This is a genomic window from Prochlorococcus sp. MIT 1318 (genome assembly GCF_047304505.1).
GTDB classification, from domain to species: domain Bacteria; phylum Cyanobacteriota; class Cyanobacteriia; order PCC-6307; family Cyanobiaceae; genus Prochlorococcus; species Prochlorococcus marinus_D.
In genome coordinates, this window is sequence record NZ_CP138958.1 from 978,032 (window position 1) to 1,002,440 (window position 24,409).

Annotated in this window: 23 protein-coding genes and 1 pseudogene; 15 read left to right on the top strand and 9 right to left on the bottom strand. The window is 51.8% G+C overall.

Annotated elements, in window-relative coordinates; all coding sequences use genetic code 11:
* Positions 1-43 precede the first annotated feature (43 nt).
* Positions 44-844 (top strand): phosphoadenylyl-sulfate reductase, encoded by an 801-nt coding sequence (locus SIB66_RS04820; RefSeq protein ID WP_063405921.1) that lies wholly within the window; start codon positions 44-46, stop codon positions 842-844.
* Positions 802-1,554, top strand: coding sequence for a type III pantothenate kinase (locus tag SIB66_RS04825; protein ID WP_063405920.1), 753 nt, complete (start codon positions 802-804; stop codon positions 1,552-1,554). Before SIB66_RS04820 ends, SIB66_RS04825 begins: the two co-directional genes overlap by 43 nt.
* Here the strand turns inward: SIB66_RS04825 and bcp are convergent.
* Complete coding sequence (bcp, locus tag SIB66_RS04830) at positions 1,532-1,999, bottom strand: thioredoxin-dependent thiol peroxidase (protein WP_063405919.1); 468 nt, start codon at positions 1,997-1,999, stop codon at positions 1,532-1,534. The two genes, SIB66_RS04825 and bcp, sit on opposite strands and share 23 nt — an antisense overlap.
* Before the next feature lie 53 nt (positions 2,000-2,052).
* Between bcp and SIB66_RS04835 the strand changes: the two genes are divergently transcribed.
* From SIB66_RS04835 to SIB66_RS04845, 3 genes are all read left to right on the top strand, one after another.
* Positions 2,053-2,655 (top strand): 4'-phosphopantetheinyl transferase family protein, encoded by a 603-nt coding sequence (locus SIB66_RS04835; RefSeq protein WP_413681413.1) that lies wholly within the window; start codon positions 2,053-2,055, stop codon positions 2,653-2,655.
* Between the two features lie 29 nt (positions 2,656-2,684).
* A complete protein-coding gene (locus SIB66_RS04840; RefSeq protein ID WP_236070156.1) occupies positions 2,685-3,179 on the top strand; it encodes a thymidylate synthase in 495 nt (164 codons plus the stop codon).
* A 200-nt stretch (positions 3,180-3,379) separates the two neighbouring features.
* Positions 3,380-4,063 (top strand): protein phosphatase, encoded by a 684-nt coding sequence (locus tag SIB66_RS04845; RefSeq protein WP_236070155.1) that lies wholly within the window; start codon positions 3,380-3,382, stop codon positions 4,061-4,063.
* A gap of 82 nt (positions 4,064-4,145) precedes the next feature.
* Here SIB66_RS04845 and SIB66_RS04850 read toward each other — a convergent pair whose 3' ends face one another.
* Positions 4,146-6,353, bottom strand: a complete 2,208-nt coding sequence (locus SIB66_RS04850) for an AAA family ATPase (protein WP_063405916.1) — start codon at positions 6,351-6,353, stop codon at positions 4,146-4,148.
* A 51-nt stretch (positions 6,354-6,404) separates the two neighbouring features.
* Here SIB66_RS04850 and SIB66_RS04855 point away from each other — a divergent pair, with 51 nt between their 5' ends.
* The 3 genes from SIB66_RS04855 to SIB66_RS04865 are packed head-to-tail and all read left to right on the top strand — an operon-like array spanning position 6,405 to position 11,268.
* Complete coding sequence (locus tag SIB66_RS04855; protein WP_063405915.1) at positions 6,405-7,532, top strand: efflux RND transporter periplasmic adaptor subunit; 1,128 nt, start codon at positions 6,405-6,407, stop codon at positions 7,530-7,532.
* Between the two features lie 9 nt (positions 7,533-7,541).
* The gene (locus SIB66_RS04860) at positions 7,542-10,979 is read left to right on the top strand and encodes an efflux RND transporter permease subunit (protein WP_063405914.1); all 3,438 of its coding nucleotides are present in this window, start codon (positions 7,542-7,544) and stop codon (positions 10,977-10,979) included.
* A 4-nt stretch (positions 10,980-10,983) separates the two neighbouring features.
* Complete coding sequence (locus SIB66_RS04865) at positions 10,984-11,268, top strand: hypothetical protein (RefSeq protein WP_063405913.1); 285 nt, start codon at positions 10,984-10,986, stop codon at positions 11,266-11,268.
* A 2-nt stretch (positions 11,269-11,270) separates the two neighbouring features.
* On the opposite strand, the gene SIB66_RS04870 is transcribed toward SIB66_RS04865, so the two are convergent.
* Positions 11,271-12,929, bottom strand: a complete 1,659-nt coding sequence (locus SIB66_RS04870) for an alpha-D-glucose phosphate-specific phosphoglucomutase (protein WP_063405949.1) — start codon at positions 12,927-12,929, stop codon at positions 11,271-11,273.
* Positions 12,930-13,042: 113 nt separating this feature from the next.
* Between SIB66_RS04870 and SIB66_RS04875 the strand changes: the two genes are divergently transcribed.
* Complete coding sequence (locus SIB66_RS04875) at positions 13,043-13,417, top strand: hypothetical protein (protein WP_063405912.1); 375 nt, start codon at positions 13,043-13,045, stop codon at positions 13,415-13,417.
* A gap of 171 nt (positions 13,418-13,588) precedes the next feature.
* On the opposite strand, the gene SIB66_RS04880 is transcribed toward SIB66_RS04875, so the two are convergent.
* Positions 13,589-13,996 (bottom strand): hypothetical protein, encoded by a 408-nt coding sequence (locus SIB66_RS04880; protein WP_063405911.1) that lies wholly within the window; start codon positions 13,994-13,996, stop codon positions 13,589-13,591.
* 124 nt (positions 13,997-14,120) lie between these two features.
* Here SIB66_RS04880 and SIB66_RS04885 point away from each other — a divergent pair.
* Positions 14,121-14,579, top strand: a pseudogene (locus SIB66_RS04885) (hypothetical protein); the annotation flags it as partial.
* Here the strand turns inward: SIB66_RS04885 and SIB66_RS04890 are convergent.
* Genes SIB66_RS04890 through SIB66_RS04900 form a run of 3 tightly spaced genes read right to left on the bottom strand, consistent with a single transcriptional unit; the run spans position 14,503 to position 16,059 of the window.
* Positions 14,503-14,706 carry a hypothetical protein gene (locus tag SIB66_RS04890; protein ID WP_063405909.1) on the bottom strand — a complete coding sequence of 68 codons (204 nt, stop codon included), beginning with the start codon at positions 14,704-14,706 and terminating at the stop codon, positions 14,503-14,505. The pseudogene SIB66_RS04885 and the gene SIB66_RS04890 sit on opposite strands and share 77 nt — an antisense overlap.
* A 53-nt stretch (positions 14,707-14,759) precedes the next feature.
* The gene (locus SIB66_RS04895) at positions 14,760-14,936 is read right to left on the bottom strand and encodes a hypothetical protein (protein WP_236070154.1); all 177 of its coding nucleotides are present in this window, start codon (positions 14,934-14,936) and stop codon (positions 14,760-14,762) included.
* Between the two features lie 16 nt (positions 14,937-14,952).
* On the bottom strand, positions 14,953-16,059 hold the full coding sequence (locus SIB66_RS04900) for a DUF4912 domain-containing protein (protein ID WP_063421490.1): 1,107 nt from the start codon (positions 16,057-16,059) through the stop codon (positions 14,953-14,955).
* Positions 16,060-16,357: 298 nt separating this feature from the next.
* On the opposite strand from SIB66_RS04900, the gene SIB66_RS04905 reads away from it, so the two are divergent.
* Positions 16,358-16,504: a hypothetical protein gene (locus tag SIB66_RS04905; RefSeq protein WP_236070153.1), complete on the top strand. Its 147-nt coding sequence runs from the start codon at positions 16,358-16,360 to the stop codon at positions 16,502-16,504.
* Positions 16,505-16,567: 63 nt separating this feature from the next.
* Here the strand turns inward: SIB66_RS04905 and sufR are convergent, their stop codons facing one another.
* Positions 16,568-17,215, bottom strand: coding sequence for an iron-sulfur cluster biosynthesis transcriptional regulator SufR (gene sufR / locus SIB66_RS04910; protein ID WP_063405907.1), 648 nt, complete (start codon positions 17,213-17,215; stop codon positions 16,568-16,570).
* Between the two features lie 374 nt (positions 17,216-17,589).
* On the opposite strand from sufR, the gene sufB reads away from it, so the two are divergent.
* Genes sufB through SIB66_RS04930 form a run of 4 tightly spaced genes read left to right on the top strand, consistent with a single transcriptional unit; the run spans position 17,590 to position 22,432 of the window.
* A complete protein-coding gene (gene sufB / locus SIB66_RS04915) occupies positions 17,590-19,032 on the top strand; it encodes a Fe-S cluster assembly protein SufB (RefSeq protein WP_063405905.1) in 1,443 nt (480 codons plus the stop codon).
* A 49-nt stretch (positions 19,033-19,081) separates the two neighbouring features.
* A complete protein-coding gene (gene sufC, locus SIB66_RS04920; protein ID WP_063405904.1) occupies positions 19,082-19,870 on the top strand; it encodes a Fe-S cluster assembly ATPase SufC in 789 nt (262 codons plus the stop codon).
* Entirely contained in the window at positions 19,870-21,120 is a 1,251-nt protein-coding gene (locus SIB66_RS04925) for a SufB/SufD family protein (RefSeq protein WP_063421480.1), read from the top strand. Before sufC ends, SIB66_RS04925 begins: the two co-directional genes overlap by 1 nt.
* A gap of 7 nt (positions 21,121-21,127) precedes the next feature.
* On the top strand, positions 21,128-22,432 hold the full coding sequence (locus tag SIB66_RS04930) for a SufS family cysteine desulfurase (RefSeq protein WP_063405902.1): 1,305 nt from the start codon (positions 21,128-21,130) through the stop codon (positions 22,430-22,432).
* Here the strand turns inward: SIB66_RS04930 and SIB66_RS04935 are convergent.
* Positions 22,429-24,387: an alpha/beta hydrolase family protein gene (locus SIB66_RS04935; RefSeq protein ID WP_063405901.1), complete on the bottom strand. Its 1,959-nt coding sequence runs from the start codon at positions 24,385-24,387 to the stop codon at positions 22,429-22,431. The two genes, SIB66_RS04930 and SIB66_RS04935, sit on opposite strands and share 4 nt — an antisense overlap.
* Positions 24,388-24,409: the final 22 nt, after the last annotated feature.

Sequence of the window (24,409 nt, forward strand, 5' to 3'; positions counted from 1 at the left end):
CTTAAACACTCTGTTGTGGACGGCGACATTGGAGAATGGGGAGATGACTGATGGCTCCATTGATACGGTGACCACTGCCACGTCTACTGCGGCAGGCCAATCTCCGAGTGTGCAGGTTGCCTCGACTCTCGAGATGCCTCTGGAGGATGCTCGGATACACCTTGCCAATCTTTCTGCCCAGAACCGTCTTGAGTGGGCCCTGAAGCAGTTTGGTCAAGGCTTTGTTCTGACAACTAGCTTCGGCATTCAATCAGCTGTTCTGCTGCACATGCTTCATGGCCTTGATGGTGGTTCGGTGGTCCCTGTGGTCTGGGTGGATACGGGCTATCTACCAGCTGAGACCTATCTCTATGCCGATCAGCTCACGCGTCAGCTTGGGTTGGATTTAAAGGTGGTTCAAAGCCCAATGTCTCCTGCTCGAATGGAGGCTATTTATGGCCGTCTCTGGGAGACAGGTTCGGTGAAGGATCTGGAGACATATCACCGTATTCGCAAGGTGGAGCCCCTCGAGCAGGCTCTGGATGATCTCCATGTGCATTGCTGGGCCAGTGGAGTGCGCAGTGATCAGACCGACTATCGGCGCTCAATGGCTTTTTTGGATCTGATTCGTGATCGCCTTTCATTGAGGCCTTTACTCGACTGGACTCCCAAGGAGGTTTTCTATTACATGCAGGAGCATCAGTTGCCGCAGCATCCTCTGTTTGAAAAGGGTTACTCCACGGTCGGCGATTGGCATTCCAGTGCTCCCGATGGGGGGGAGGCGTCTGGACGGGAGACACGCTTTGGAGGTCTTAAGCAGGAATGCGGCCTTCACCTCCCAGGTGTGTTGGGCGAAGGCATCTAGTGGAGGTTGTTGGGCATTGCCTGTTGATTGGCAACAGTCGCTGGCATTGGGCCGAGTATCAGGCTGATGAATGGCAGTTTTGCCATAGCGTTCCCAATCCGCTCAAGCTTCAAACGCTTGAGGCCCCCCTTTTGGCATGGGCTGCTGTTGGTCCGATCCCTGCGGGAGTTGCCTTGGATCCGAACCGGCGCTTGGGGTTGGGGGATGTGCCTTTAACCCGAATGCCTGTATGGCTCGGCATTGATCGAGCTTTGGCGGCCTGGGGTGCGTTGAGAAGAGCTCACACCAGCGGGATGTCGTCTTCAGGCCTGCTTGTGGCCGATGCCGGCACAGTGTTGAGCTTGACGCGAGTGACGGCCGCTGGTGATTTTGCTGGTGGACAGTTGGTGCCGGGTTTACGTCTGCAGCAACGTGCCATGGCGCAGGGGACCCAAGGTCTGATTGATCCAGGCATTGGCTCAGTTAGTGCTGAACCATTCCCTTTCGCCACGGCCGAGGCCATGCGTCGAGGCAGCCTCCAGGCACTGCTTGGCACTCTTCTAGAGGCTCAGCGTGAGGCGGCACTACCGCTTTGGTTATGTGGAGGTGATGCCTCGGTTCTTCAGGAAGCACTCATTCAGAGGGGTCTTGATGTGGTGCATCATCCGAATCTTGTCTTGGAGGGGATGGTTGACGTGCACAATCGGATTAGTCGAGCCCCAAGTCTTTGAGGATTTGATCGGCCATGGTTGCGGCTTTCACCTTTAGATAAATCAGTTCCAGATTGCCCTTGGGATCTACGACAAAGCTATGGCGCATCATGCCCATGTATTCGCGTCCCATGAATTTTTTGAGCCCATAGCTTTCGTAGGAGCTGGCCACTGGGCAGGGTTCCGTGTCGCTAAGAAGGGTGAAAGGAATCTGATACTTGTTGATGAATTTGGTGTGGGATGTAGCACCGTCTTTGCTGATACCAAGCACCTTGATGTCATTGGCTTCGAAGCGTTCCCATTGGTCGCGGAAATTGCAGGCTTCCTTCGTGCACCCAGGGGTGTCGTCCTTCGGATAGAAGTAGATCACAACCCGTTGACCTCTTAGTGATGCCAGCTGAACGAGGGTGCCGTCCTGATTGGGGAGATTGAAATCTGGTGCTGGATCACCAATCTTCAGGGTCATTGATGCCGCTTCAACTCAATAGCAGAAGCGTACTGGCGTTGTGGTTATTTCCGATGCAGGCTCCCTTGATGCCTATCAGTACGGAGGAGGAGCAATGGGCTGGGCGATTGTCTGCGCGGAGATCAAGGCAGTTCAGACAGTCTCGTGGCTATGTACGTCATGCCCTCGCTGACTTGTGGCAAGTGTCTGCACTTGAGATTCCATTGCATGCCCCTCCAGGTAAACCTCCAGAGCTGGCAAATGGCTGGGGATACATCAGCTTCAGTCACTGTGAAGATGCACTGCTGGTGGGTTGGTCGCGGCAACGGGTCGGGGTGGATTTGGAGCGTAGTGATCGTCCTTTTGCTGCTGAGTTGCTTGCACGTCGTTATTTCTGTGCTCACGATCAGTCAGCTCTCTGCCATTTGCGGGGTGCGCCTTTGCGGGATGCCGTGCTTGAGCAATGGCTAAGTAAAGAAGCAGCGATTAAATGGCAGCGGGGCAGCCTGGCTGCGGATCTGATTCATTGGCGTTGTGGGGTCGACTCTGCGTTTGCTGTTCATGAGGTATTGGGGCATCAGGTCGATGTGCATCGAATTCATCACAACATTTGGAGCATGGCGGTGGTGAGTGATTTAAGTGCGATGTCTAATTCCCCAATGCTCTGCTTAGTTTGAGGGTCATTGTTGAGACGCTCATGCTAGGCATGCTGAGCTCACAGAAAGCCCCATCGCTTTTAGCCGCAGTCCTTTTGGCAGTGATGGGTTTGTTGGGGATGCATCAGGAGCAGGCTCTCATGGTTTCTGGAACTTGGTCGAGTGGTGAAGATGTGACGTCTCGTTTAGCGAAACGGGAGGCCACTCTCAACCTGCGCAGCGAGGCCGAAGCGTTGTTGTTGTCTTTCACCCGAGCTCAGATGACACGTTTCTATTGGGGTGAGTTTGCCTCGTCGTTGGATGAGCTGGGCCTGACTGTCGGAGAACCTCTAATCGCACATGTGCAACGATCAAAAAATCTCACCATGTTGTGGCTGGCTCCTAAGCATGGTGAGGAAGCCTATTTAGCCATTGTTCGTCGTGACAGCAGCGGCACTAGGCTCGAGAGACTTCATTGCAGAGGCAATGTTTCTAGGTTGAAGAAACCCTTTTTGGGTATTTGCCCAGATGGATGGAATGCATTTTTGCCTTTAAAAAACATTTGAATATTGCGACATCAACTTGATTGGGCTTCTTGATTATTGGGACACGAGGAGATTCGCGATCTTTCAGCCTTGGTGCAAGACCAGTTTGATTACGGCCTGAAGTCCTGCCAAAAGTGTGATTTTGGAACATGGCAATCAGATGTGTTGGCGAATCTATCTTTTGCAGCTAGTTTAGTTTGGATTCCTATTCTCAATCGTCCGTGTTCAATCGTCTTGCTGCCGGTTTGCTTGCCGGTGCCTCTTTGTCGGTCCTAGCCATCCCCGCGCAGGCAGGTACCAATTCACCCGTTCGCTGGAACTCAGGTGGTGCTGTTTGGACCACTACCTCCAACGACTTTGAAACTTTCTTAAGCACTGGTGAGACTAATCTTGATCGGGCTCTTGATCAAGGAATTGACCGTTCAGGTTGGTCTGCTGATGAAATTCAGCAGGGCATGACCAAAACCTATGACGTCGACCTCATCGACGTGACTCGTTTCCTCTACTCCGATGATGGGGTTGTCTTCCTTAAGAATCAGACCAAGAGCTACTTCCCTTACTGGAAGATGACCGCTACGGCTGTGCAGGGCCTTCGTGCAGCCATCATTGCTGATTCTGCTGATGGCAGCATCTCTTCACAGGGGATTATGGCAAACCTGCCTGTTGCTTTCCGTCTTGCCGACACCTGTAGCACCTATGACGGCAGCCAGAATGTTTGTGCAGATGGCAAGTGCCAGGGCGACGCTCAGTGCACCTCCCTGTTGTCTTGGTACGTTTTCCTTCCTGCTTGTGTGCAGGCCAATCAGCTTGCTCCCAGATGGATTTATGGCGGCAAGACAACAGGTCAGACTTCTTCTAACGACTTGTCGTCCTACAGCTCGTCCCCTATTCGTGGCCTTTGGTGATCCGTTTTGATCACAACTCTCAAGCCCCGGCATCGCCGGGGCTTTTTTTATTGTTGTTGGTCTTCCCGATGGCTTGGCAGTGTTAGTGGAGTCTGCGGCTGCCGATGATGCGTTGATGGATCAGGCGTTGGGGTAGTTGTTGTCCTCGCGTGCGCTTGAGCATGAGCTTCAGGTTTTCCAGAACCTCTAACGATGCATTGTTCGCTACTAGGTCTCGGTAGGGTTGCCCTTCGCTGAGCCAGCGATGCTCAAGGCCCTCATCCACCTGCAACATCAGGAGTTCCTCCCATCTCTCCCAGGTCAGCTGCCAGCCGCACTCCTTCAGGTTTTGTGCAAGGAGTGAATCGAGGCGCTGGCTTTCAAGCCAGATCTTTTCGCGAGCGATGAGTGGTGCTAGCAGGTTCCTCTCCGCGGGATTGGCTCCTTTGCTCTCTAGTAATTGCAGTAGGGCCTCGGCCGGCCCGATGTCTGCATGGCTGATCAGGAGCCTTAGACCGGTTGCATCGGTGCATCGCTGGCTGATTAGGCTCCAAAGTTTCTTCTTTTCTGTACCTGCAATGTCTTGGCTGGAGAGACGTCCCCCAATCCATTCGAACTGATGTTCTGCTGGTAATTCTTGGAGTGCATCGCTGCTTCCATCGATCAGTTCAGGGCGGATGATGGGGTCGAGCAGATCGAGTTGAGCTATTAGGCGCGCCTGATCCTGCGCTGTTGCGCAGAGGATTGTGACACCGCCTTCAGGCACTGCTTGAAGCGGATCGAGTGCCCAGAGCAAGGAGCGTCCGCCGATGATCAGAACTCGATGGTGGCGTTGGCAAGTCACTCCAGACCAGAGGCGTTCGCGCAGGTGGTTTAGTCGTTCTCCATCTTGGTTGAGCTGGCGTTGCACCCATCTCTCTAGTTCAGGGGTTTCTGGACCACTGCTAACGAGCAATGGGTTCTCCTGGGCTGATTCGCTTGCTGCGGCGAGCTGTGTTGCCCTTCGTTCCAGCATGAGCAGGCGCCGATGCCCTTCCCAGCCTTTTTGGCTCGGTTGCCAGAAGACTTCTCCTTGCAGGGAGGTGGGTAGGTATTGCTGTGAAACCCAGTGTTCCGCAAAAGCATGAGGGTAGCGGTAGCCGACACCATCTCCAAATGCTGCTCCGTCACGATGGGCATCGCGGAGATGGCTGGGGATGTCTTGATGCTGGGCCTCCCGCACCGTGCGTAGGGCTTCGAAGAAACCCTGCACACTGTTGCTTTTTTCGGCGCAGGCCAAGTAAAGGGTGGCTTGTGCCAAGGGGTAGAGACCCTCCGGTAGGCCGATTCGCTCGAAGGCTGCAGCACAGGCTTCTACAATCACGATCGCCTGGGGATCAGCGAGGCCAATGTCCTCTCCAGCGGCAATGAGCATGCGTCTGAAGATGAAGCGTGGGTTTTCACCAGCCTCCACCATGCGCGCTAGCCAGAACAGAGCTGCATCGGCATCTGAGCCTCGTAGGGATTTGATGAAGGCACTAATGGTGTCGAAATGGGCATCCCCATGCTTGTCGTAGAGAACTGCCCGCTCCTGAATTGATTCTTCAGCGATGGCAAGGTTGATATGGATTGAGCCCTGTTCATTGGGACGGCTGCTCTCCACAGCGAGCTCGAGAGCATTGAGCAGACTGCGAGCATCGCCGTTGGCGACATTGACGAGATGGTTTGCAGCTGCTGTGCTGAGCATCACCTGACGATCGCCATAGCCCCGCTCGCAATCTTGAATAGCGTGTTTCAGGAGGCGATGAAGATCTTCACTCTCGAGGGCCTGTAGTCGGAACAGCCTGGAGCGGCTTACCAGCGCTTTGTTGACTTCGAAATAGGGGTTTTCCGTGGTGGCACCGATCAGTGTCACGGTGCCGTTCTCTACCCAGGGCAGCAGGGCATCTTGTTGGGCACTGTTAAAGCGGTGTACTTCGTCGATGAACAGAATGGTGCGTAAGCCATGTCGCTCCAGCCGCTGCTTGGCTGCGTCTACTTCTTGGCGAAGTTCTTTGACTCCTGCCAGAACAGCATTGAGGCTGCTGAAGTTGGCACGGGTGTGGCCAGCGATAATCCTGGCCAGGGTGGTTTTGCCAACACCTGGAGGACCATGTAGCAGCAAGTTGCCTACACGATCGGCAGCAATGGCTCGGCGTAGGAGACGTCCTTCCGCCAGGATCGAACCCTGGCCAACAAATTCCTCCAGGGTTCTAGGGCGCAGGCGATCAGCTAGCGGTGCATGGCGCTTTAGCTCCTGATCTCCCTGGTATGTGAACAGATCTTGATCCAATGAGCTCTGGCACTGGTGGACAATTCTTGCGCTAGGGGGTGACTTGTTGTCGTGAGCTGGAAACTTTCCATAATCAGGCTGTTGAACAAGTCGTTAGTGCCGAATCAGCAGCGCGCTCTTGTCGTTTTTACGGTGCTGTTGCTTTGCGCCTGTGGCAAGGCGAAAATACCTTTCTCGCCGATTACCGTCAGCCAGATACCTGTGACGACGGCTCAATTCACGGACGATATCGATACGGTGAGCACCTTGGAGGCGAAGGAGGAGGTGCATCTTGCTGCACAAGCTTCTGGTCGAATTATTGAGTTAAAGATTGATCAGGGTGATCAGGTTCAGCCTGGTCAGATGTTGGTTGTGCTTGATCAAGCTCAGATCCGTGCGGAATTGGCAGATTTCAAAGCTCAGGAGCAGAAGAACAAACTCAATTGGCAGCGATATGAATTCTTGGTCCCTCAAGGAGCTGCTTCGGCATTGGATCGAGATGAATACAAGGCCCAGTACATCGCCTCTCGAGAAAAGGTAAAAGCCACAGAAGCAACGCTTGCATATAGCAATTTGCGTTCTCCAATTTCAGGGATTGTGGCTGATGTTGATGTCAAGGTTGGAGATGTTATCCGCTCTGGTGATCCATTCACTAAATTGATCAGAAACAACAGGCTTTTTGCTCGAGTTGAGGTGCCTGCCACATTCTCAGATCGGATCAAGATTGGCTTGCCTGTCTTTCTCAGCAAGACTGGATCGTCAGATGTGATGGCGACTGGTGAAATTAATTCTGTGGGCCCGACTGTAAATAGAACTACCCAGGGCTTACTAGTGAAGGCAGCCTTTGAGAATGGTAATGGATCGTTGCGAAATGGCCAGCGCTTGCGAACGCGGGTTCAATTGGATACTAGAGAGGAGTTGTCTGTTCCGTTTTCTGCGGTAACACAAACTTCGGGCCAGAGCTTTGTTTATCGAGTGGGAAGTTTCCAAGAGCTTAAGGCTTTCTCTGGCAATGTTTCTCTGGAGAAACTTCGCAAGTTACCCCCCTCCACACGTTTTGCTCTGCAGACCCCTGTGACGTTGGGAAAATTACAGAAGCAGCGCTATGCAGTTACAAAGGGGCTCAAACTTGGCGAGAAGGTGATCACAACAAATCTTTTGAAATTGAGACATGGTATGCCTATTTCTGTTAAAAACTGAGGCGAATAGATGTCTGCATCAAATAACTTTATTACTCGACCTGTTTTAGCAACAGTTTGCAGTTTGTTGATCGTCATTGCGGGACTGATATCTATCCCTATTTTGCCAGTTGAAATGCTTCCGGATATTGCTCCGCCAACAGTAAAAGTAAATTCAATTTACACCGGTGCCGATGCTGAATCGGTTGAACAGGGTGTGACCAGTGTGCTGGAGCAGCAGATTAATGGTGTGGAGAATATGGACTATTTAACTTCCTCAAGCTCGGCTGATGGGGTGAGCTCGATTGCTGTTGCATTCGAAAGTGGTAGTAATAGCGACATTAATCAAGTTAATGTTCAGAACAGGGTTGCGCTGGCAGAGCAACAGTTGCCGGAAGAAGTGCGCAAGGCAGGAGTGAGTGTTAATAAGGCTTCCAATTCTATCTTGCTTCTTTATAATTTTGTTAGTGAAGATCCAAGCAATATTGAATATAGTGTAGAAACGATTAGTGGGCTGCTAGATCTGGGCCTAACGGACGAGGTTAAGCGGGTTAAGGGAGTAGGTGAAGTGACCTACTTTGGTAACCGTAAGGTTGCTTTTAGGCTTTGGCTGGACAATGAAAAGCTTGAGGTCTTTGGCCTGACTTCAGCGGATGTAATAGGGGCGATTGAAAGCCAGAACCGTTTGGTTGCTGCTGGGAATATAGGAGGTGAACCATCTGCAGAAGGGCAGATATTTACTTTTCCTGTGCAATTAAATGGCCGCCTTGTGAGCATTGGAGGCTTTGAAAATATGGTCGTTAGGACCACAGAGGATGGCGGATTAGTGAGGTTCAGCGATGTCGGTCGTGTTGTGCTTGGTGGTGAAAGCTATTCCAACAGCGCTACGGATTTGCAGGGAGTCCCTTCTGTGAGTATGGCTGTTTATCAATTGAGTGGCAGCAATGCTCTTGAGGTTTCCAATGGAGTAAAAGATGTTCTCGAAGAATTTACCGCCAAAATGCCTGTAGGCATGAAGATGGAGAAAATCTATGACAATACAGACTTTATTAATGCATCAATTAATGGAGTGACCAATTCGCTTAGAGATGCGATCATTTTGGTGGTTCTTATTCTGTTTGTATTTTTACAGAATTGGAAAGCTACTTTGGTGCCTGGTATTGCCATCCCTGTTGCGCTTGTTGGAACATTCTCTCTGGTTTTAGGGTTTGGCTTCTCGCTCAACCAGCTCACTTTATTTGGATTGGTTCTTGCTACAGGATTAGTGGTTGATGATGCAATCACAGTGATTGAAGATACCTCAACGAAGAAGGCATCAGGGATGACTTCCTTGGAAGCTGCGAAGTCAACAATGGATGAGCTTTTCTCTGCAGTTATTGCTACATCCTTGGTTCTTTTCTCAGTGTTTTTGCCAGTTTTATTTTTCCCTGGCGCTACGGGTTCGATCTACAAGCAGTTTGCAGCAACGATTATTTTCGCTATCGCGATTTCTACCTTTAATGCTTTAACTTTTTCTCCCATGCTTTCTGCCTTGCTTTTGGGCCGGGAAGGCACAGCTCCGGGACGCAATACATATGCAATTTCTGGTGCATTTATTGGGTTTATATACGGACTATTAGTTGTTGGTGGTGGTGCGGCGCTGGCTTTGATCCCTACAGCAATGGCTGCAATTCTTGGCTTTGTGCTGTCTCGCTTGACTGGCCGTTCGTTGAGACTGCCATTCTCTGTTGCAGGGGCTGTGATTGGCCTTTTCATCGCAGGAGTTTCAAATCCCTTGCCAGTCGTTTTATTCGCTGGCCTAGGTTTGACCTTGGGTTGGTATACACCATGGATTTTTAGTCATTTCAATCGCATTTATTCCGTCTTTGAGCAGTGCTATGCCGATCTGCTCGAGTGGGTTCTTGGCCGCCGTTCTCTTGTGATGGGAATTCTTGCGGTAGGCGTTCTGCTGACCGGTGTTGCTTTTATTGCGATTCCAGGTGGATTTGTTCCTATTGAAGACCAGGGCTATGCCATCGGCGTGTTGCAGGCCCCAGAAGGTGTCTCTACTCAGGTCACCGAGAAGATTAATCAGCAAGTTGCTGAGATATTGCGCAGCGAACCCGATATCACTTCAGCAGCAATTTTTAGTGGAGCAAGTTTTGATGGCAATAGCCCTAATAAAGGATTGTTTTTTCTTGGGATGCGTAATTGGGATGAGCGGAAAAATCGTGATCAATCCGCCGATGCAATTGTTGGACGGCTAAATCAGAAGTTCTTTGGGGCTATTGATGGCGCGAGGATTTTTGTTGTAGAGCCACCTGCGATTCCTGGATACGGCATTGGCAGTGGATTTGAGTTCCAATTACTTGACAAGAGTGGAGGTGCTTATGGCTTAAACAACTTCTTTGCCTCAGCTGGTCAAATTATTCAGCAGGCGAAAGCAAATCCATTATTTAGCAGTGTACGGACTTTATTCTCTCCTGAATCTCCGCAGCTACGAGTTGAGGTCGATAGGGACATTATGGCCTCTCTTGATGTTGACTTCAGCTCTGCAATGCGTGTGTTTAGCGCTAATTTTGCAGGTGCCTATGTTAATGATACCTTCCAGGAAGGTAAGGTTCGTCGTGTTTATGTTCAGGCCGATGAATTGGGTCGGTCTGCATCTGAAAAGCTAGCTTCAATTTACGTTAAGAATCGGGCGGGTGAGCAGATTCAGCTCTCGGAATTTTTAACAGTTGAATCTTCTGTTGGGCCAAGTGTGATCTCTCACTTTAACCTTTACAGATCGATAAAAATAGAAGGATCACCTGCTGCTGGTAAGAGCTCGGGGCAGGCAATTAATGGTATGAAGGAGCTTTTTGCAGCTCAGAATCTTAAGAGCCTCGGATTTGATTGGACAGGGATATCTCGAGAGGAAGTAAAAGCTGGCGCACTAGCTGTTGTGATTTTTGCATTGGGAATTTTGGTGGTTTATCTCGTGCTTGCAGCTCAATACGAGAGTTATGCAGACCCTCTGATTATTTTGATGACAGTTCCTACTGCAATGCTTGGAGCCTTGTTGTTTCTGGTATTGCGTGGCGAGGTTCTCAACATTTATGCACAGGTTGGTCTTGTGATGTTGATTGGTCTAGCTGCTAAAAATGGGATCTTGATTGTTGATTTGGCTAATCAACGCATGGCTGAGGGAGTTACGGCCCTTGAAGCAGCAAGGCAGGCAGCCAAGTCGAGACTTAGGCCCATCATTATGACTGCTATTTCGTCTCTTTTTGGCTTTATGCCGTTGGTCTTGGCTAGCGGAGCAGGAGCCCGCAGCCAAGCTTCTCTTGGCACGGTTGTATTCGGTGGCCTTTTGGTTGCCACTTTCCTTTCGCTGTTTGTTGTGCCTGTCTTTTACGTCGTTGTTAAAGCTCTTGTACGCACCTTTAGTGATACAGAACAAGGCAGCACTAATTTACTTAATTCGGGAGACCCCTCTGGGCAGGGATAAACCAATGAACCGCTCTCGCTCAATAAGAAACAAGTCCTTCAGCGGTACGAGGGTATTGATAGCGCTGCTGGTGGGGTTCTTGCTCGGAGGTCTTGTTGCCCTCTTTTTGCGTACGGTGATCTCAAACACTCCTGTAGACATTCACAGTCAGAGGCTGAACCTTTTTTTCATCATGGTCACGCTATCTGGAGCGCTTGGAGCAGTGGTCATTGAAAGCATGCGCCAGCTGCAACAAAGCAGCACCGAGGCGGAGTATCACCGCCGCCCACGGGAGAGGTGGCTCCGCTGAGATCAAGTGATCACCGTTGGCCGTTGCATCCCAGTGCGCTTTTGAATTTCGGCAAGCGCATCGATGCCATTGATGAGATCGGCTAGAGCATGCTGGGGATCTTGGTTTAAGTTGCCATTACTAGGTTCGTAGCGTTCTAGATAAACGCGCAATGTGGCACCTTTGGTGCCGGTGCCCGAGAGCCGAACCACGACTCTGCTGCCGTCTTCCAGCAGGATGCGTAGACCCTGAGATTGTGTCTCTGAGCCATCCACAGGATCGCTATAACTAAAATTGTCCGTCTGGCTCACTTGGCGCCCGGCGAATGGTTGACCGATTAGTCGAGGAAGCATGCTCTCCAACCGGTCGTAAAGACCATGAGCATTTTCACTAGCAATCGCCTCGTAGTCGTGACGGGAGTAGTAATGGCGTCCAAAACGACTCCAATGCTGTGTCATCACATCAGCGACGCTGCAACGTCGCTCTGCCAGGATCTGTAGCCAGAAGAGCACTGCCCATAGTCCATCCTTCTCACGGACGTGGTTGCTGCTAGTGCCGAAGCTTTCTTCACCACAGAGGGTGATTCGACCTGCATCAAGCAGGTTGCCGAAAAACTTCCACCCGGTGGGAGTTTCAAAACAGTCGATATTGAGTTCTTTGGCCACAACATCAACTGCGGCGCTCGTGGGCATGGAGCGGGCCACACCAGCAAGCCCATCGGCATAGGCCGGTGCAACGTTGGCATTAGCAGCCAGGATTGCAAGGCTGTCACTTGGGTTAACGAAGCAACCTTTGCCCAAGATCATGTTGCGGTCGCCATCACCATCGCAGGCGGCACCGAAGCTGTAGGCCTTGCCATTGAGGAGGAGGTCTGCTAGTTCAGTGGCGTAGGTGAGGTTGGGATCTGGGTGGCCTCCACCAAAATCCTCAAGCGGAACTCCGTTGCGCACAGTGCCAGTTGGGGCACCGAGAAGTCCTTCCAGTAGCCGTTTTGCATAGGGACCAGTGACAGCATGCATTGCATCAAACACGACTGGGAAGTCGGTTTTGATGAGGTCCTTGATGCGCCCGAAGTCGAACAACTTCTGCATCAGCTCTACATAGTCTTCAACGCCGTCGATCACGTCTACGGTCATGCCACCGATGGCATGGTGGCCGGGGGTTTCAAGTGGGATTACGTCTGCATCGACAAGGCTGTATTTCTCTAAAGCTTGGCTACATGCGTAGATCGCGTTTGTGAGTGATTCGGCTGCTGGGCCACCATTGGCACCGTTGACTTTGACGCCGAAGTCGCCATCTGGACCGCCTTGGTTGTGGCTCGCGGAAAGGATGATTCCTCCGATGGCGTTATTGGCACGGATGAGATGGGATGCTGCCGGCGTGGAGAGAATGCCATTTGTGGTGGTGATCACTCGGCTTAGGCCATGAGCAGCACCCATACGCAGGATCACATCAATGGCGCGGTGATTGCCGTAGCGACCATCCCCCCCCAAGATCAGAGTCCCCCCCTCAACGCCAGCCAGGGTTTGGAAGATTGCTTCAATGAAGCTCTCCAGGTAATTGGTTTGTTCGAATTGCTTGCTGCTTTTGCGTAGGCCGGAGGTCCCTGGTTTTTGGTCGTTGAAGGGTGTGTTCAGATGTACCTGGCGCTGTGTGGGTCCCGTCTGGGCCGAGCTGGTCATCAGAGACGAAGGCAGTTCTTCATCGAACCTAATCAAACGCAATCATCGATCCTGTTTTGGCCCCCTCCAGTTCTCGCGGCTAGTGTTCGCAAAGATCATTGAGAGGAGCTGAGATGCAGCTCAGTTGTTGGGGAATGGGCCGCCAAGCCTATGGGCTGGCTTTCGCTGGTGCCATGCTGTTTTTAACAACTCCGTCGATGGCGTTTAAAGGAATTCGTCAGATCCCTTATCCGCAAGCCGAACAGGTCACGCGTAAAGCTGCTGAGGCTGTGATTGTGAGGTCCGGCAGTGAAAGTTGCTTGCGCGGCAAGCTAACAAATGCCCTGCTCGATCTCACCATGAGCTGCAGCGCAAAAGGTCGGTCGTCCTCATTGTGCAAATTGGCGGCTCAAGTTGCCTCTCAAGAAGGAGAGTTTAGTCTTGCTCAGATGACGACGACAGCAGAGACCTTGTTGGATTTACTCGACACTGACTCTGTCGAACCTTGATTGTTGAGCCTATTGATTACTTCAGGGTCATGAATGGGAGCCATCTCTGGATGTTCAGGACTTGAGGTTGCTCTTACACAGTCTGAAATAGGTCAGCAGATCAGCATTTCATTGAGGCAGTAGGTGATCAAGATGATCTCCACATCAATTGCTTTCTGCGTGCTTGCTGGTTCAGCTTTGTTGGGGGACTAGACCACCTTGTTGGGAAGGCTTAGGTGCTGTTTGTTTTGCTGGATTGATGCAAATGATGGAGAGTCGTTTGGCGGGCTGATCGATGGCATCCCTGCGTTGGAAGCTGTTTTGAGGGACTTTGTTGGCCACCTGAAGCAAATCCCAGACCACATCCTTGCAAGAAGATGGCAAACGGGGGTGGTCTAGTAAAGGATCGATCAATTCTCGGGTGCTGCTGCAGGCTTCTGCATCATTGTCTCGAGAGCAGGCATAGGCCTGAAGCTGGATGCTGCGCAGCTCCTCTCTGGTTGGGAACGGAATGTATTCCACCTCGCTGAGTGCAGCAGGTGCAGACATGGCAACCAGGCTGAGTATGGCCAAGGCCGGATGGATTTTGATCGGGCTCATGGGGGCATTCTGCCCTGGATGAGTTGATTGTGGCTCAGGCTTTGCGATCGGTGCATGGGTTGTTATCTGGATCTTGCAAGATTATTTGTAGATAAATTAATCTTTTGCTTCCAAATCTTCCGCCCATTTGAATGCGATTGCCCCCAAAGACCACAGACGAGTGCTGAATACCTTGCGGTATATCCACGCCAATCCAAAGGCAGCAGGAATCAGAAAAGGGTTTTATGACCCCTAATCCAACTATGGGCACTACGGCAGGTTGGCGTGTGATGGCATCAGCGAGTGGCACCCCAGTTTCCTGTAACTGGCATCAAGCCTGAAGGGCTGTTCCTGGCGTTATGAGCGCTTTTGCGAGCGGTATCGCCATCACGCCAAAGCAGGAGCTAAGTGCCATTGGGGCTCAGGGATGCTGAAGCGATTGGTTCAGAGCAGCAGGAGCAACAGAAGCAAGAGAAAGCGAATATCACCTGTGCAACAGCAACTCCCATTTGCTTTTGATGTTCGGCTCAATCAAATCCCAGAGGAGTGGCATCAGACTGATCATGAAGAGGACTGCGGTATCGCGCACCATCGCGATGGTTGAAAACCACCTGGATCCTTTCAGGTAAGGGCAGTTCCGTAGGGGCATTGCCCTGTACAGATCCAACTTTGCTGCAACTTGCACACCCTAGAAGTACGGGGAGCATCCACTCCCAGGCTTGCTTGCACACCTTTTACCTCAACCACCCCTAATAGGGTTCCACGTTGATTTCGCCCCAGTTTGTTAATGGGGCATTTCTGCGGTGCGCAGCATGGTTACGAACCAGATAGTGGACACCATCAACGTCATGAGGACTCCTGCACCGATACCAAGACGGGCCATGCTGAGGGGTACAACGAGAGGGAGGATGATCGCCCCAGCGAGGGGAGTGATGGCGACAAACCTACGCAACGTCGTCATGATCTGGGGAGCTCATTTAAAACCATTCTGCGACTGCCTGGCTCTCTGGGTTTGTGTTATCGGTCGGTGTCATCCTTTGGAAGTTCAAGGTGATATTGCGCTTTTGCTCACCGTCGGCCGCAGTCGCCTCAATCGCATAGACCTGCTCTCCGTCGCGGAAGGGAACTTGGATTCGGAAGGTTCCATCATTGGAGAGAGGAATGTCTTCGCCGCCGATGGTTAGGCGGGCAGAAGGATCTGTTGCGCCGTAGATCATCAGCTCAGAGTCGGCAATAAGCCAGAAGGTTTTTGAGCGTGGTGGTACTCCACCCACTCCGGACTCATTACGACCACTGGCCCAAAGGCCGATGCCTGAATCGTTCAGACCACGTTGATCGCTATTCAAGCCGTTGTGTTCTTGGAAGACTTCCGACCCGACCCTGCTGCTGCGGAAGTGTTGTGTGGCGCTCTGATAGAGCCGCTCGTGTAGCCCGCTATCAATTGCGTCGCCAATGGGATCATCCTCTAGCTGTGGTGCTTGTGTAGCGGTGGGTGCAGGACTGCTTGTGATGCCCTCAAGGCTGAAGGGAACAAACTGATCGAGGATTTGCTCGCTGGGGTGGAGTGTTGGGACCTTGGCTATAGAGGAAAAGGCCAGGGACATCCAGAGAGTACCGACGCGATAGCCGAGTTCAACTCGATAGTCCCTATCAGACATTGGAACAGGTAGGTACCATTCGTTGCTGTGGCTGTCTACAGAGACTTCCTGGAGTGTGTGGGGATGTGCTTTGTCGTCATCGATGCCGGTTACGTCGGTTAAACGTAGGCAGAGCCGGTTGGCCCCTTTCGATAGGGCTCGCTTGCGATCAGTTTCGGAGATTTCCCAGAAGACATAAGCCCATTGAGGATCGCGGGGTAGGAAAACCACTCGAGTATCGGACTTGAGTCTGGATGGGGAGTTGAGTTCATTGAGTTCAGCTTCTCGCCCCTGTCGGTTGCTTTCTTGCTTTTCCTGACGAACAGTAATAGCGCTGAGCAATTGTTCCTTGGTCTTTCGGCTGTAAAGGGTTACACCCAAATCGCTGGCCACTTGGCGGAGCTGACGGATGGTGAGACGTGCCATAGAAGATAAGGCTTGGGTCACGTCTAAAAAACTCCGTTTTTGTTTGGGATCACATTCTGTGGGCAATTGGTCGTTTACGGGTGGTTAGAACTCTGGTGGTCAGCATCTACTGACCGCACTGGGATCTGCAGGTGATGCTCAATTGAGCGCACCTACAAATAAAAAATTCAGCTTTGCTCTTCGCAGTGAATGGGACCTTCTGTTGATCTGTTCCCAAGCAGGGATGGGTCAGAGCTCAATGCTGCGACATGCACCTTTGCTATGCATCTCATTAAGGGGGCGGGAACGCCCCCTTAATGAGATGCATAGGTATTTGTGAGTGCATCCAGGGCAAGGACTCCGCTGGTCTGCCTCCACGGGATTGGTAGAAGGTATGACCTGGGGCAATGCCGATGGCAGTGGTCTAAACCTCGATCAGGAAGGCAAAGGTGCAGCTTGCAGGTTTTGCTGTCGCGGATTTGATTGAGCCTGGCTTGGATCTGCCCAAGGGACTTCCAGGCTGAGAGGATGCATCTACTACGTCTCCTGGTCAGTCATGACCTTGAGTTGGCTTGATTTGGAAGCCGCAGCAATTGCCGTATTCCAGACGCCAGTTCACTCGATCAATCAAGCAGTCGGGGAATGTTTCTCTCATGAGCAGTAATTCCTGCTCGCAAACCGATGGATACTCCTCTGCAATTCTTTGCAGGGAACAGTGAAAGTCTTTAATGAACCAGCCACTACCATCTGGGGCGGGCTGCCATTCCGTTTCATAGCCCTCTTGGCGACGTAATTCCACCAGCTTTTCAAGGCGATCCTGGATTGACCCTGAGCCGAGCTGATGGCGGTAGAGGTTGGCTTTTTTGAGTGCTTGTTGACTTAGTAGTGACGTAAATGTCTCGGGAGACAGGGCGGCTTTCATGGACTCCATCAAGCCGAGGGCGAAATTCTCACTGCCATCAGGGAAGTGATGATGTCCCTGCTCTGTCAATTGCCAGAGGTTCGAGGGACGCCCTGGGCCTGTGGGAGTTGGGCTGGCCTCGACCAGACCATCGTCTTCGAGGCTGCGTAGATGGCGTCGCATTGCTTGGACTGAGATGCCCAACGATGCAGCCAGGTTTGCCGCACTACTCTCACCCTGCCGCAATAGCAGAGTGAGGGTTGCTTCGCGGGTAGGTGCCTGCGCCTCTGTGGTCATGGATAGTTAGTGCTCCTATAACCATGCCACGCAGAAACAGAAGGTGGCGGCATAGGTTGCGTTAGATCAGGTTCAACGCAGGGTTCAAGCTGCAATCCTATGGACACAATCTGGTTGCGTCTTGAACAGTGCTTCACCAAGCGGCCAGTCACCTCAAGGCCTTTTGCCTTAGGCTTCTGGAAACGAAACCTATTGGTTTCGTTTCTTCTGAGAGCCTTCAACGGCTTCTTGTTTATTCATGTCGTCGTGCCTAAGTTGCTCGGCCCATCCTCCTTCTCGATGTCATGCCAGATGCTGTCCTCCATATTTCACAAGCCAAGGCCTTTGTCTAGAGGGTTTCAAAACCTTCACTCCCTTCTGATCGGCTATCAATTATGACCAGCCAAAGCCACGTTGGGCAGCTTGTTTCAGAGCCATATAAGTATGGGTTCGTAACTGACATCGAAACTGAAAAGATCCCTAAGGGTCTTGACGAAGATGTGGTTCGCTTGATTTCGGAGAAGAAAAATGAGCCGCAGTTCCTGCTTGATTTTCGGATCAGGGCCTATCGACACTGGCTTAAATTGCAAACGCCTGATTGGGCAGGCCTTGGTTATCCACCGATAGATTATCAAGATATTGTTTATTACGCGGCACCTAAACAGAAGGAGAAAAAAAATAGCCTTGAAGAGGTTGATCCGACTTTGTTGGAAACTTTTGATAAGCTTGGTATCCCACTTAGTGAACAAAAGCGCTTATCAAATGTGGCTGTTGATGCCGTATTTGACAGCGTTTCGATTGCAACCACATATAAAGAAAAGCTTGCTGAGCATGGAGTGGTCTTTTGTTCCATTACTGATGCTGTGAATGAGTATCCAGAATTGGTTCGTAGATACCTTGGCACAGTTGTGCCTTCGAATGATAATTATTTTGCGGCGTTGAACTCAGCTGTGTTCAGCGATGGCTCTTTTGTTTTTATCCCTAAAGGTGTGGAATGTCCGATGGAATTATCTTCTTATTTTCGCATTAATTCTGGCGATATTGGACAATTTGAGCGGACTTTGATTGTTGCAGAAGAGGGAGCATCTGTGAGCTATCTCGAGGGTTGTACAGCTCCGATGTTTGATACCAATACACTTCATGCTGCTGTTGTGGAGTTGGTGGCACTTGATGATGCTTCGATCAAGTATTCCACGGTGCAAAACTGGTATGCTGGTGATGAGAATGGCGTTGGAGGTATTTACAACTTTGTCACCAAGCGGGGGCATTGCTTTGGCGCGCGCAGTAAAATTAGCTGGTCACAAGTAGAAACAGGCTCAGCGATTACTTGGAAGTATCCAAGTTGCATCTTGCAAGGTGCTGATTCCGTAGGTGAATTTTATTCGGTTGCTCTCACAAATCATCGTCAGCAGGCAGATACTGGCACAAAAATGATCCATCTAGGGCCTCGTACTCGCTCAACAATTGTGAGCAAGGGCATCAGCGCAGGCCATTCGGCGAACAGCTATCGCGGTCTGGTGCAGATGGGTCCAAAGGCTGTCAATGCCAAGAATTACAGCCAGTGCGATTCCATGCTGATTGGTGACCAGGCTGGAGCCAACACCTATCCTTATATACGCAGTCAGCAGCCTGATGCCAGTATTGAGCACGAGGCCAGTACCTGCAGAATCTCAGAAGATCAGCTTTTTTATCTTCAGAGTCGGGGCATAGATTTTGAAGCTGCAATTTCTATGATTGTTAGTGGATTTTGTCGAGATGTTTTTAGTCAGTTGCCAATGGAGTTCGCTGCTGAGGCTGATAAGCTGTTGGCTCTTAAATTGGAGGGTTCGGTTGGATAATGAATTTCTGCGTTGGCTCAACCTCTCCTAATTCTTTTCGTTTCTTATAGTGATTTCTCCCGATGCTCCAGTACTGATAGAGATACGCGACTTGTGTGCTTGCGTTGATGATCAGCCTATCCTTAATGGAGTAAATCTCACCATCCGTGCAGGCGAGATTCATGCCTTGATGGGTCGTAATGGCAGCGGTAAAAGCACTTTATCTAAGGTGTTGGCAGGGCATCCTGCTTACAAAGTTACCGAGGGAAGTGTTCTTTATCGCGGTGAGGATTTACTCCCTCTTGAGCCAGATGAGCGCTCTCGAATTGGGCTCTTTCTCGGTTTTCAGTACCCGGTTGAGATTCCTGGAGTGAGTAATCTTGAGTTCCTGCGGGTATCCTCGAATGCCCGTCGCTTAGCACAAGGCCTGGAGGAATTGGACACCTTTGCGTTCGAAGACTTTGTGCGTGAGCGTCTCGGTTTGGTGCAGATGGACCCAGCTTTTCTAGACCGTTCGGTGAATGAGGGCTTCAGTGGTGGAGAGAAGAAGCGCAATGAGATTTTGCAAATGGCGTTGCTAGAACCTCTTGTAGCGATTCTCGATGAAACCGATTCCGGTTTGGATATCGATGCTTTGCGCATCGTGTCTGGGGGTGTCAATCAACTCGCAAATGTTGACAATGCCACCCTGTTGATTACTCATTACCAGCGTCTACTTGATCTCATTCAACCCGACTACGTGCATGTGATGGCCGCGGGGAGGATTGTGCGCTCCGGTGACAAGGCGTTGGCACTTGAGTTGGAGCAACGAGGTTATGAATGGGTTGATCGTGAATTGGATGCAATGGAGATGACCTGATGGTGGAAGCCCCCATCAAGAACTCCTCAGCTCTCGATGACTGGTGTGAGCGGCTCTTGCACAGTCTTGAAGCCCCATCAGGTCCGATGGCTGCCTGCCAGGCTCAGTCGCGCAATCACCTTGAAACCCTCTCTGCTCCTCATCGTCGACAGGAGGCATGGCGTTTTTGTGATCTTGCACCCATCGCTGAACTTGAGCCTCGACAGATTTGCTCTCTAGGTGAGCCATCGGCTCCTGGTGTTTCTGATCAGGTGACACGTCTGGTCTTAGGGACGGGGCAGGATCCTTTTGGTGGAGTGACTCTCCCGAAGGGCCTGTCGCCGCTTAGCGATGCGGAACTCAAGCATTCTCTAGGGCACACTTTGAACCTGGCGACATCCAAAGGCCAATGGCCTGTGGCGTTGAATCAGGCCATCGCTTCACAAGTCATTGGCTTGCGGGTTCGCGGGATAGTGGATAGCCCTCTTGAATTGGTGTGTGATGCCGGCGTCGATCGGGGTGTTTTTGCCGTGCGGGTGCTCTTGCTCCTTGAGGAAAAGGCCAAGCTTGAGTTGCTACAAGTTCAGCTGAGTTCAGGTGCCAATCTCACCAGCGTTTTGGTGGAAGCTCACTTGCAAAGTGAGGCCAAATTGCGTCATGGCCTTCTAGCTTTCGGCCATCCTCAAGCTGCATTATTGGCTCATCTTGCTGTTGAGCAGGAACCAAGCAGTGATGTTTCCCTGGTGAGTGTCAGTCAAGGTTGGGGTGTGATTCGTCATGAGCCCCAATTGATTCAGTTGAATGGTGGTGCCAAGAGTCAATTGCGGGCCCTTCAACTGGTGCAGGCTAATCAGCTTGCTGATACTCATTCCTGTGTGCGTTTTAATGGCCCGGAAGGAACCTTGGATCAACTCCACAAGGTAGTTGCAGCTGGTCATGGCCGCAGTGTTTTTAACGGGGTGGTGCAGGTGCCTCGTGAGGCGCAGCGTACCGATGCCGCGCAGCTAAGTCGTAGCTTGTTGCTCTCAGATCGGGCTCGAATTGACACCAAGCCTGAGTTGGAAATTGTTGCTGACGATGTGAAATGCGCCCATGGGGCCACAGTGAGCCGGCTTCAGCCGGAGGCACTTTTTTATCTTCAAAGTCGCGGAATTTCACCTGATCAAGCCGCACAGCTTTTACTGCGCGCGTTTTGTGATGAGGTGAGTTGCATGCTCCCATCTATTTCACAGGCCTGGCAGCCGTTAGCTCGATTGTTGGATGGGGTTTGAGCCGATCATGACCTCTTCCGTTAGTTCAGAGCAGAGCATGCCGTTGGCAATGGCAGCTGTAGAAACTTCAGCGAACCTGGCAGAGCTGACGCGAGCGGATTTCCCGCTACTAGGCCAGACCGCCTGCTTAGGCCAGCCCTTGATTTACATGGACCATGCGGCGACAAGTCAGAAGCCACGGCAGGTGCTGGATGCCTTACAGCATTACTACGACCATGACAACGCCAATGTGCACCGTGGTGCCCATCAGTTGAGTGTTCGTGCAACCGAGGATTTTGAACGAGCACGTCAGAAGGTGGCTGATTTCATTGCTGCCTCAAGCGCGCGGGAAATCGTTTTCACAAGGAATGCGAGTGAGGCGATCAACCTGGTGGCTCGCACTTGGGGAGATGCCAACCTCAATGAAGGTGACGAGGTGCTGCTCACCTTGATGGAGCATCACAGCAACATTGTTCCTTGGCAGATGCTTGCCAAGCGAACAGGTTGCGTGCTGCGCTTTGTCGACCTCACCGATTGCGGGGAGCTTGATTTAAACGATCTTCGGCACAAACTCTCCGAGCGAACTCGTTTGGTCAGCCTGGCTCACTTGAGCAATGTGCTGGGCTGTTTTAACCCGATCTCTGAGGTCACTGCAGAGGCTCATCGCTTTGGTGCTCTGGTGTTGCTCGATGCTTGCCAGAGCTTGCCACATATGCCTGTTGATGTGTCTCGGCTTGGATGTGACTTTCTCGTGGGTTCGTCCCACAAATTATGCGGTCCTACCGGGATGGGTTTTCTTTGGGCTCGAGAGGATTTGCTTGATGCCATGCCGCCTTTCCTCGGAGGTGGCGAAATGATTCAGGACGTTTATCTCGACCACAGCAGCTGGGCTGATCTGCCCTACAAGTTTGAAGCAGGTACCCCTGCTATTGGGGAAGCGATTGGTATGGGCGTTGCTCTCGACTACCTGAACCAGGTTGGCTTAGATCGTATTCACGCTTGGGAGCAGCAGCTCACGCTGCAATTGTTTGATCGCCTCCAAGCCATTGATGGGTTGACGATTCTGGGCCCAACTCCTCAGCAGGAGCCTAATCGGGCGGTCCTGGCGGCTTTCACGGTGGATGGCTTGCATCCCAATGATATTGGTGCCCTGCTTGATTCAGCAGGGATCTGTATTCGTAGTGGCCACCACTGCACCCAGCCTTTGCATCGTCACTATGGGATCCCTGGATCAGCTCGTGCCAGCTTGAGCTTCACCAACACACCAGAGGAAGTCGATCGTTTTGCTGAAGAATTGGTTGCGACGATTGGCTTCTTAAGAGAGCACAGCTAGAGCTTTAGGTGGCGGCGGAAGAATTGCTCTGTTGCTTCTAAGACTTTGATCTTGACATCACTGTCGCGAAAGCCGTGGCCTTCCTGCTCAAAAATGTGCAGTTCAACTGGTATGCCATTTTCTTTTAAGGCATTGGCCATCCGTTCTGTTTGATCTGGAGGAACCACTTTGTCTTGAAGTCCCTGAAAGAAGATCACTGGGCATTGGATCTTGTTGGCATGCAGGAGAGGTGAGCGGTTTTCGTAAAGTTGTCTTTGGTCGGGCCAACGGCCTACCAGGTGATCGAGGTATCGAGCTTCAAATCGATGGGTGTCCTCTGCCATGGCGGTGAGATCACTCACTGCATAACGGCAGGCAGCAGCGCGAAAGATATCGGTGAAGCAAAGGCAGGCCAGGGTGGTAAATCCACCGGCACTGCCTCCTTCAATGGCGATTTGTGTTGGGTTTGCCTTGTTGCATTTCACTAGTGCCAGTGCGGCTTCGGCGCAATCCGTTACGTCTGTTTCGCCCCAGCCTCCCCGGAGGCGTTCGCGGTATGCACGGCCAAATCCAGTGGAGCCGCCATAGTTCACATCCACCACTCCCCAGCCTCTGGATGTCCAGAACTGAATGCTGAGGCTTAGGCCGCGGTTGGCCATGCTGGTAGGGCCGCTATGGCTTTTGACAAGCAGTGGCGCAGGGCCTTTGCTGCCATTGATTGGCGGGTAATACCAGGCATGGGTTGCTTGCCCATGGCAGCCTTCAAACCAGATAGGCTCCGCAACGCTGATCGCATCAGCATTCAGTAAAGGCTCACTGGCTGGGGTGTGCTTCCAGCTGCCACAGTTGAGGTTGAGCTCTAGTAGCCCAGGGCTCGTGGTGGCATTGCTAGCAATGGCTACGGCTCGACCTTCCTGTGCCTGCAGATCATTTAGATCATCAAAAGGTTGGTTGATGGTGCTGATCTGTCCATCATCGGCCAAGCGGCTCAGCCTCCAAGAACCTTGGTCACAGATGGCGGTCAGAATTTGCTCTCCATCCCATGCGCTGCTGCTCATGCCATAAACCCACTGCGGCATGCCGGTTTCGGCTGAAAGCGGCCAGGGGCGTCGCCAAGTGGGTTGGACAGTGGGGTCAATCGTCAGCTTTGCCACCATCAGATTCCACCAGCCGCTGCTGTCTTCGCTGACAACCAGCTCTCCATTGGGTAGCCAAAGGGGCTGGAAAACGGATGTTTGTTTGTGATCAAGTGGTCTGCTACCAGCTAGACAAGCCGAGCTTTTGATCAAACCCGCAGGGTCGAGGCTGGCCCACCAGAGTTGGCTTGCCTCCCAGGGCATGGCCGGTTGCTGCCATTCCACCCAGGCCAGTTGATCTCCATTGGGGCTGAGGATTGCGTAACCAGCAAAATCAGCAGGTCGATGCAACACCGTGGCAGCCTGGTTCTCATGGTTGAGGGAGAAGGTCACCAGCCAGTCCCGCTTGTCTGCTTCCATGATTCCGAGCCAGCGCTGTCGTGGGAGGTCAATCAGACCATCAGCAAGTTGGGCATCGTTTGGTTTTGAGAGGCGAAGCGGCGGCTTGAGCGGAGATAATGCATTCTTACCTTTTGTGGCCTGGTTGAGGCCCTGCCAGCGCTGGAACCAGAGGCAGCCATCGGCATCATCGATCCAGGCCATCAGTAGCTGGTTGTCTTGGCAGGCTGTTGCTAGAACCCCTCCTCCGTAATCGTGAATACGACTACGCAGGTTGGCTGGGGCAGGTGTCAGCTCTTGGGGTGGGTGGTCAGATTGACCCCAGGGACGGATAAGGGCAGTGGTGCGACCATGCTCCTGAGGACGTTGCTCCAGCCAAAGCACCCAGTCATCAATCAGGCGCGGTTCTTTGAGGGTGGGTGTTTGTCCGAGAGCGTGTTTGGCAGAAAGAGGTTGAGTGGTTTGCTGCGGGTTTCGCTGGTGATGGCTTGTGCTTTTCATGGCGGTTTGGGGTCTGATGTGC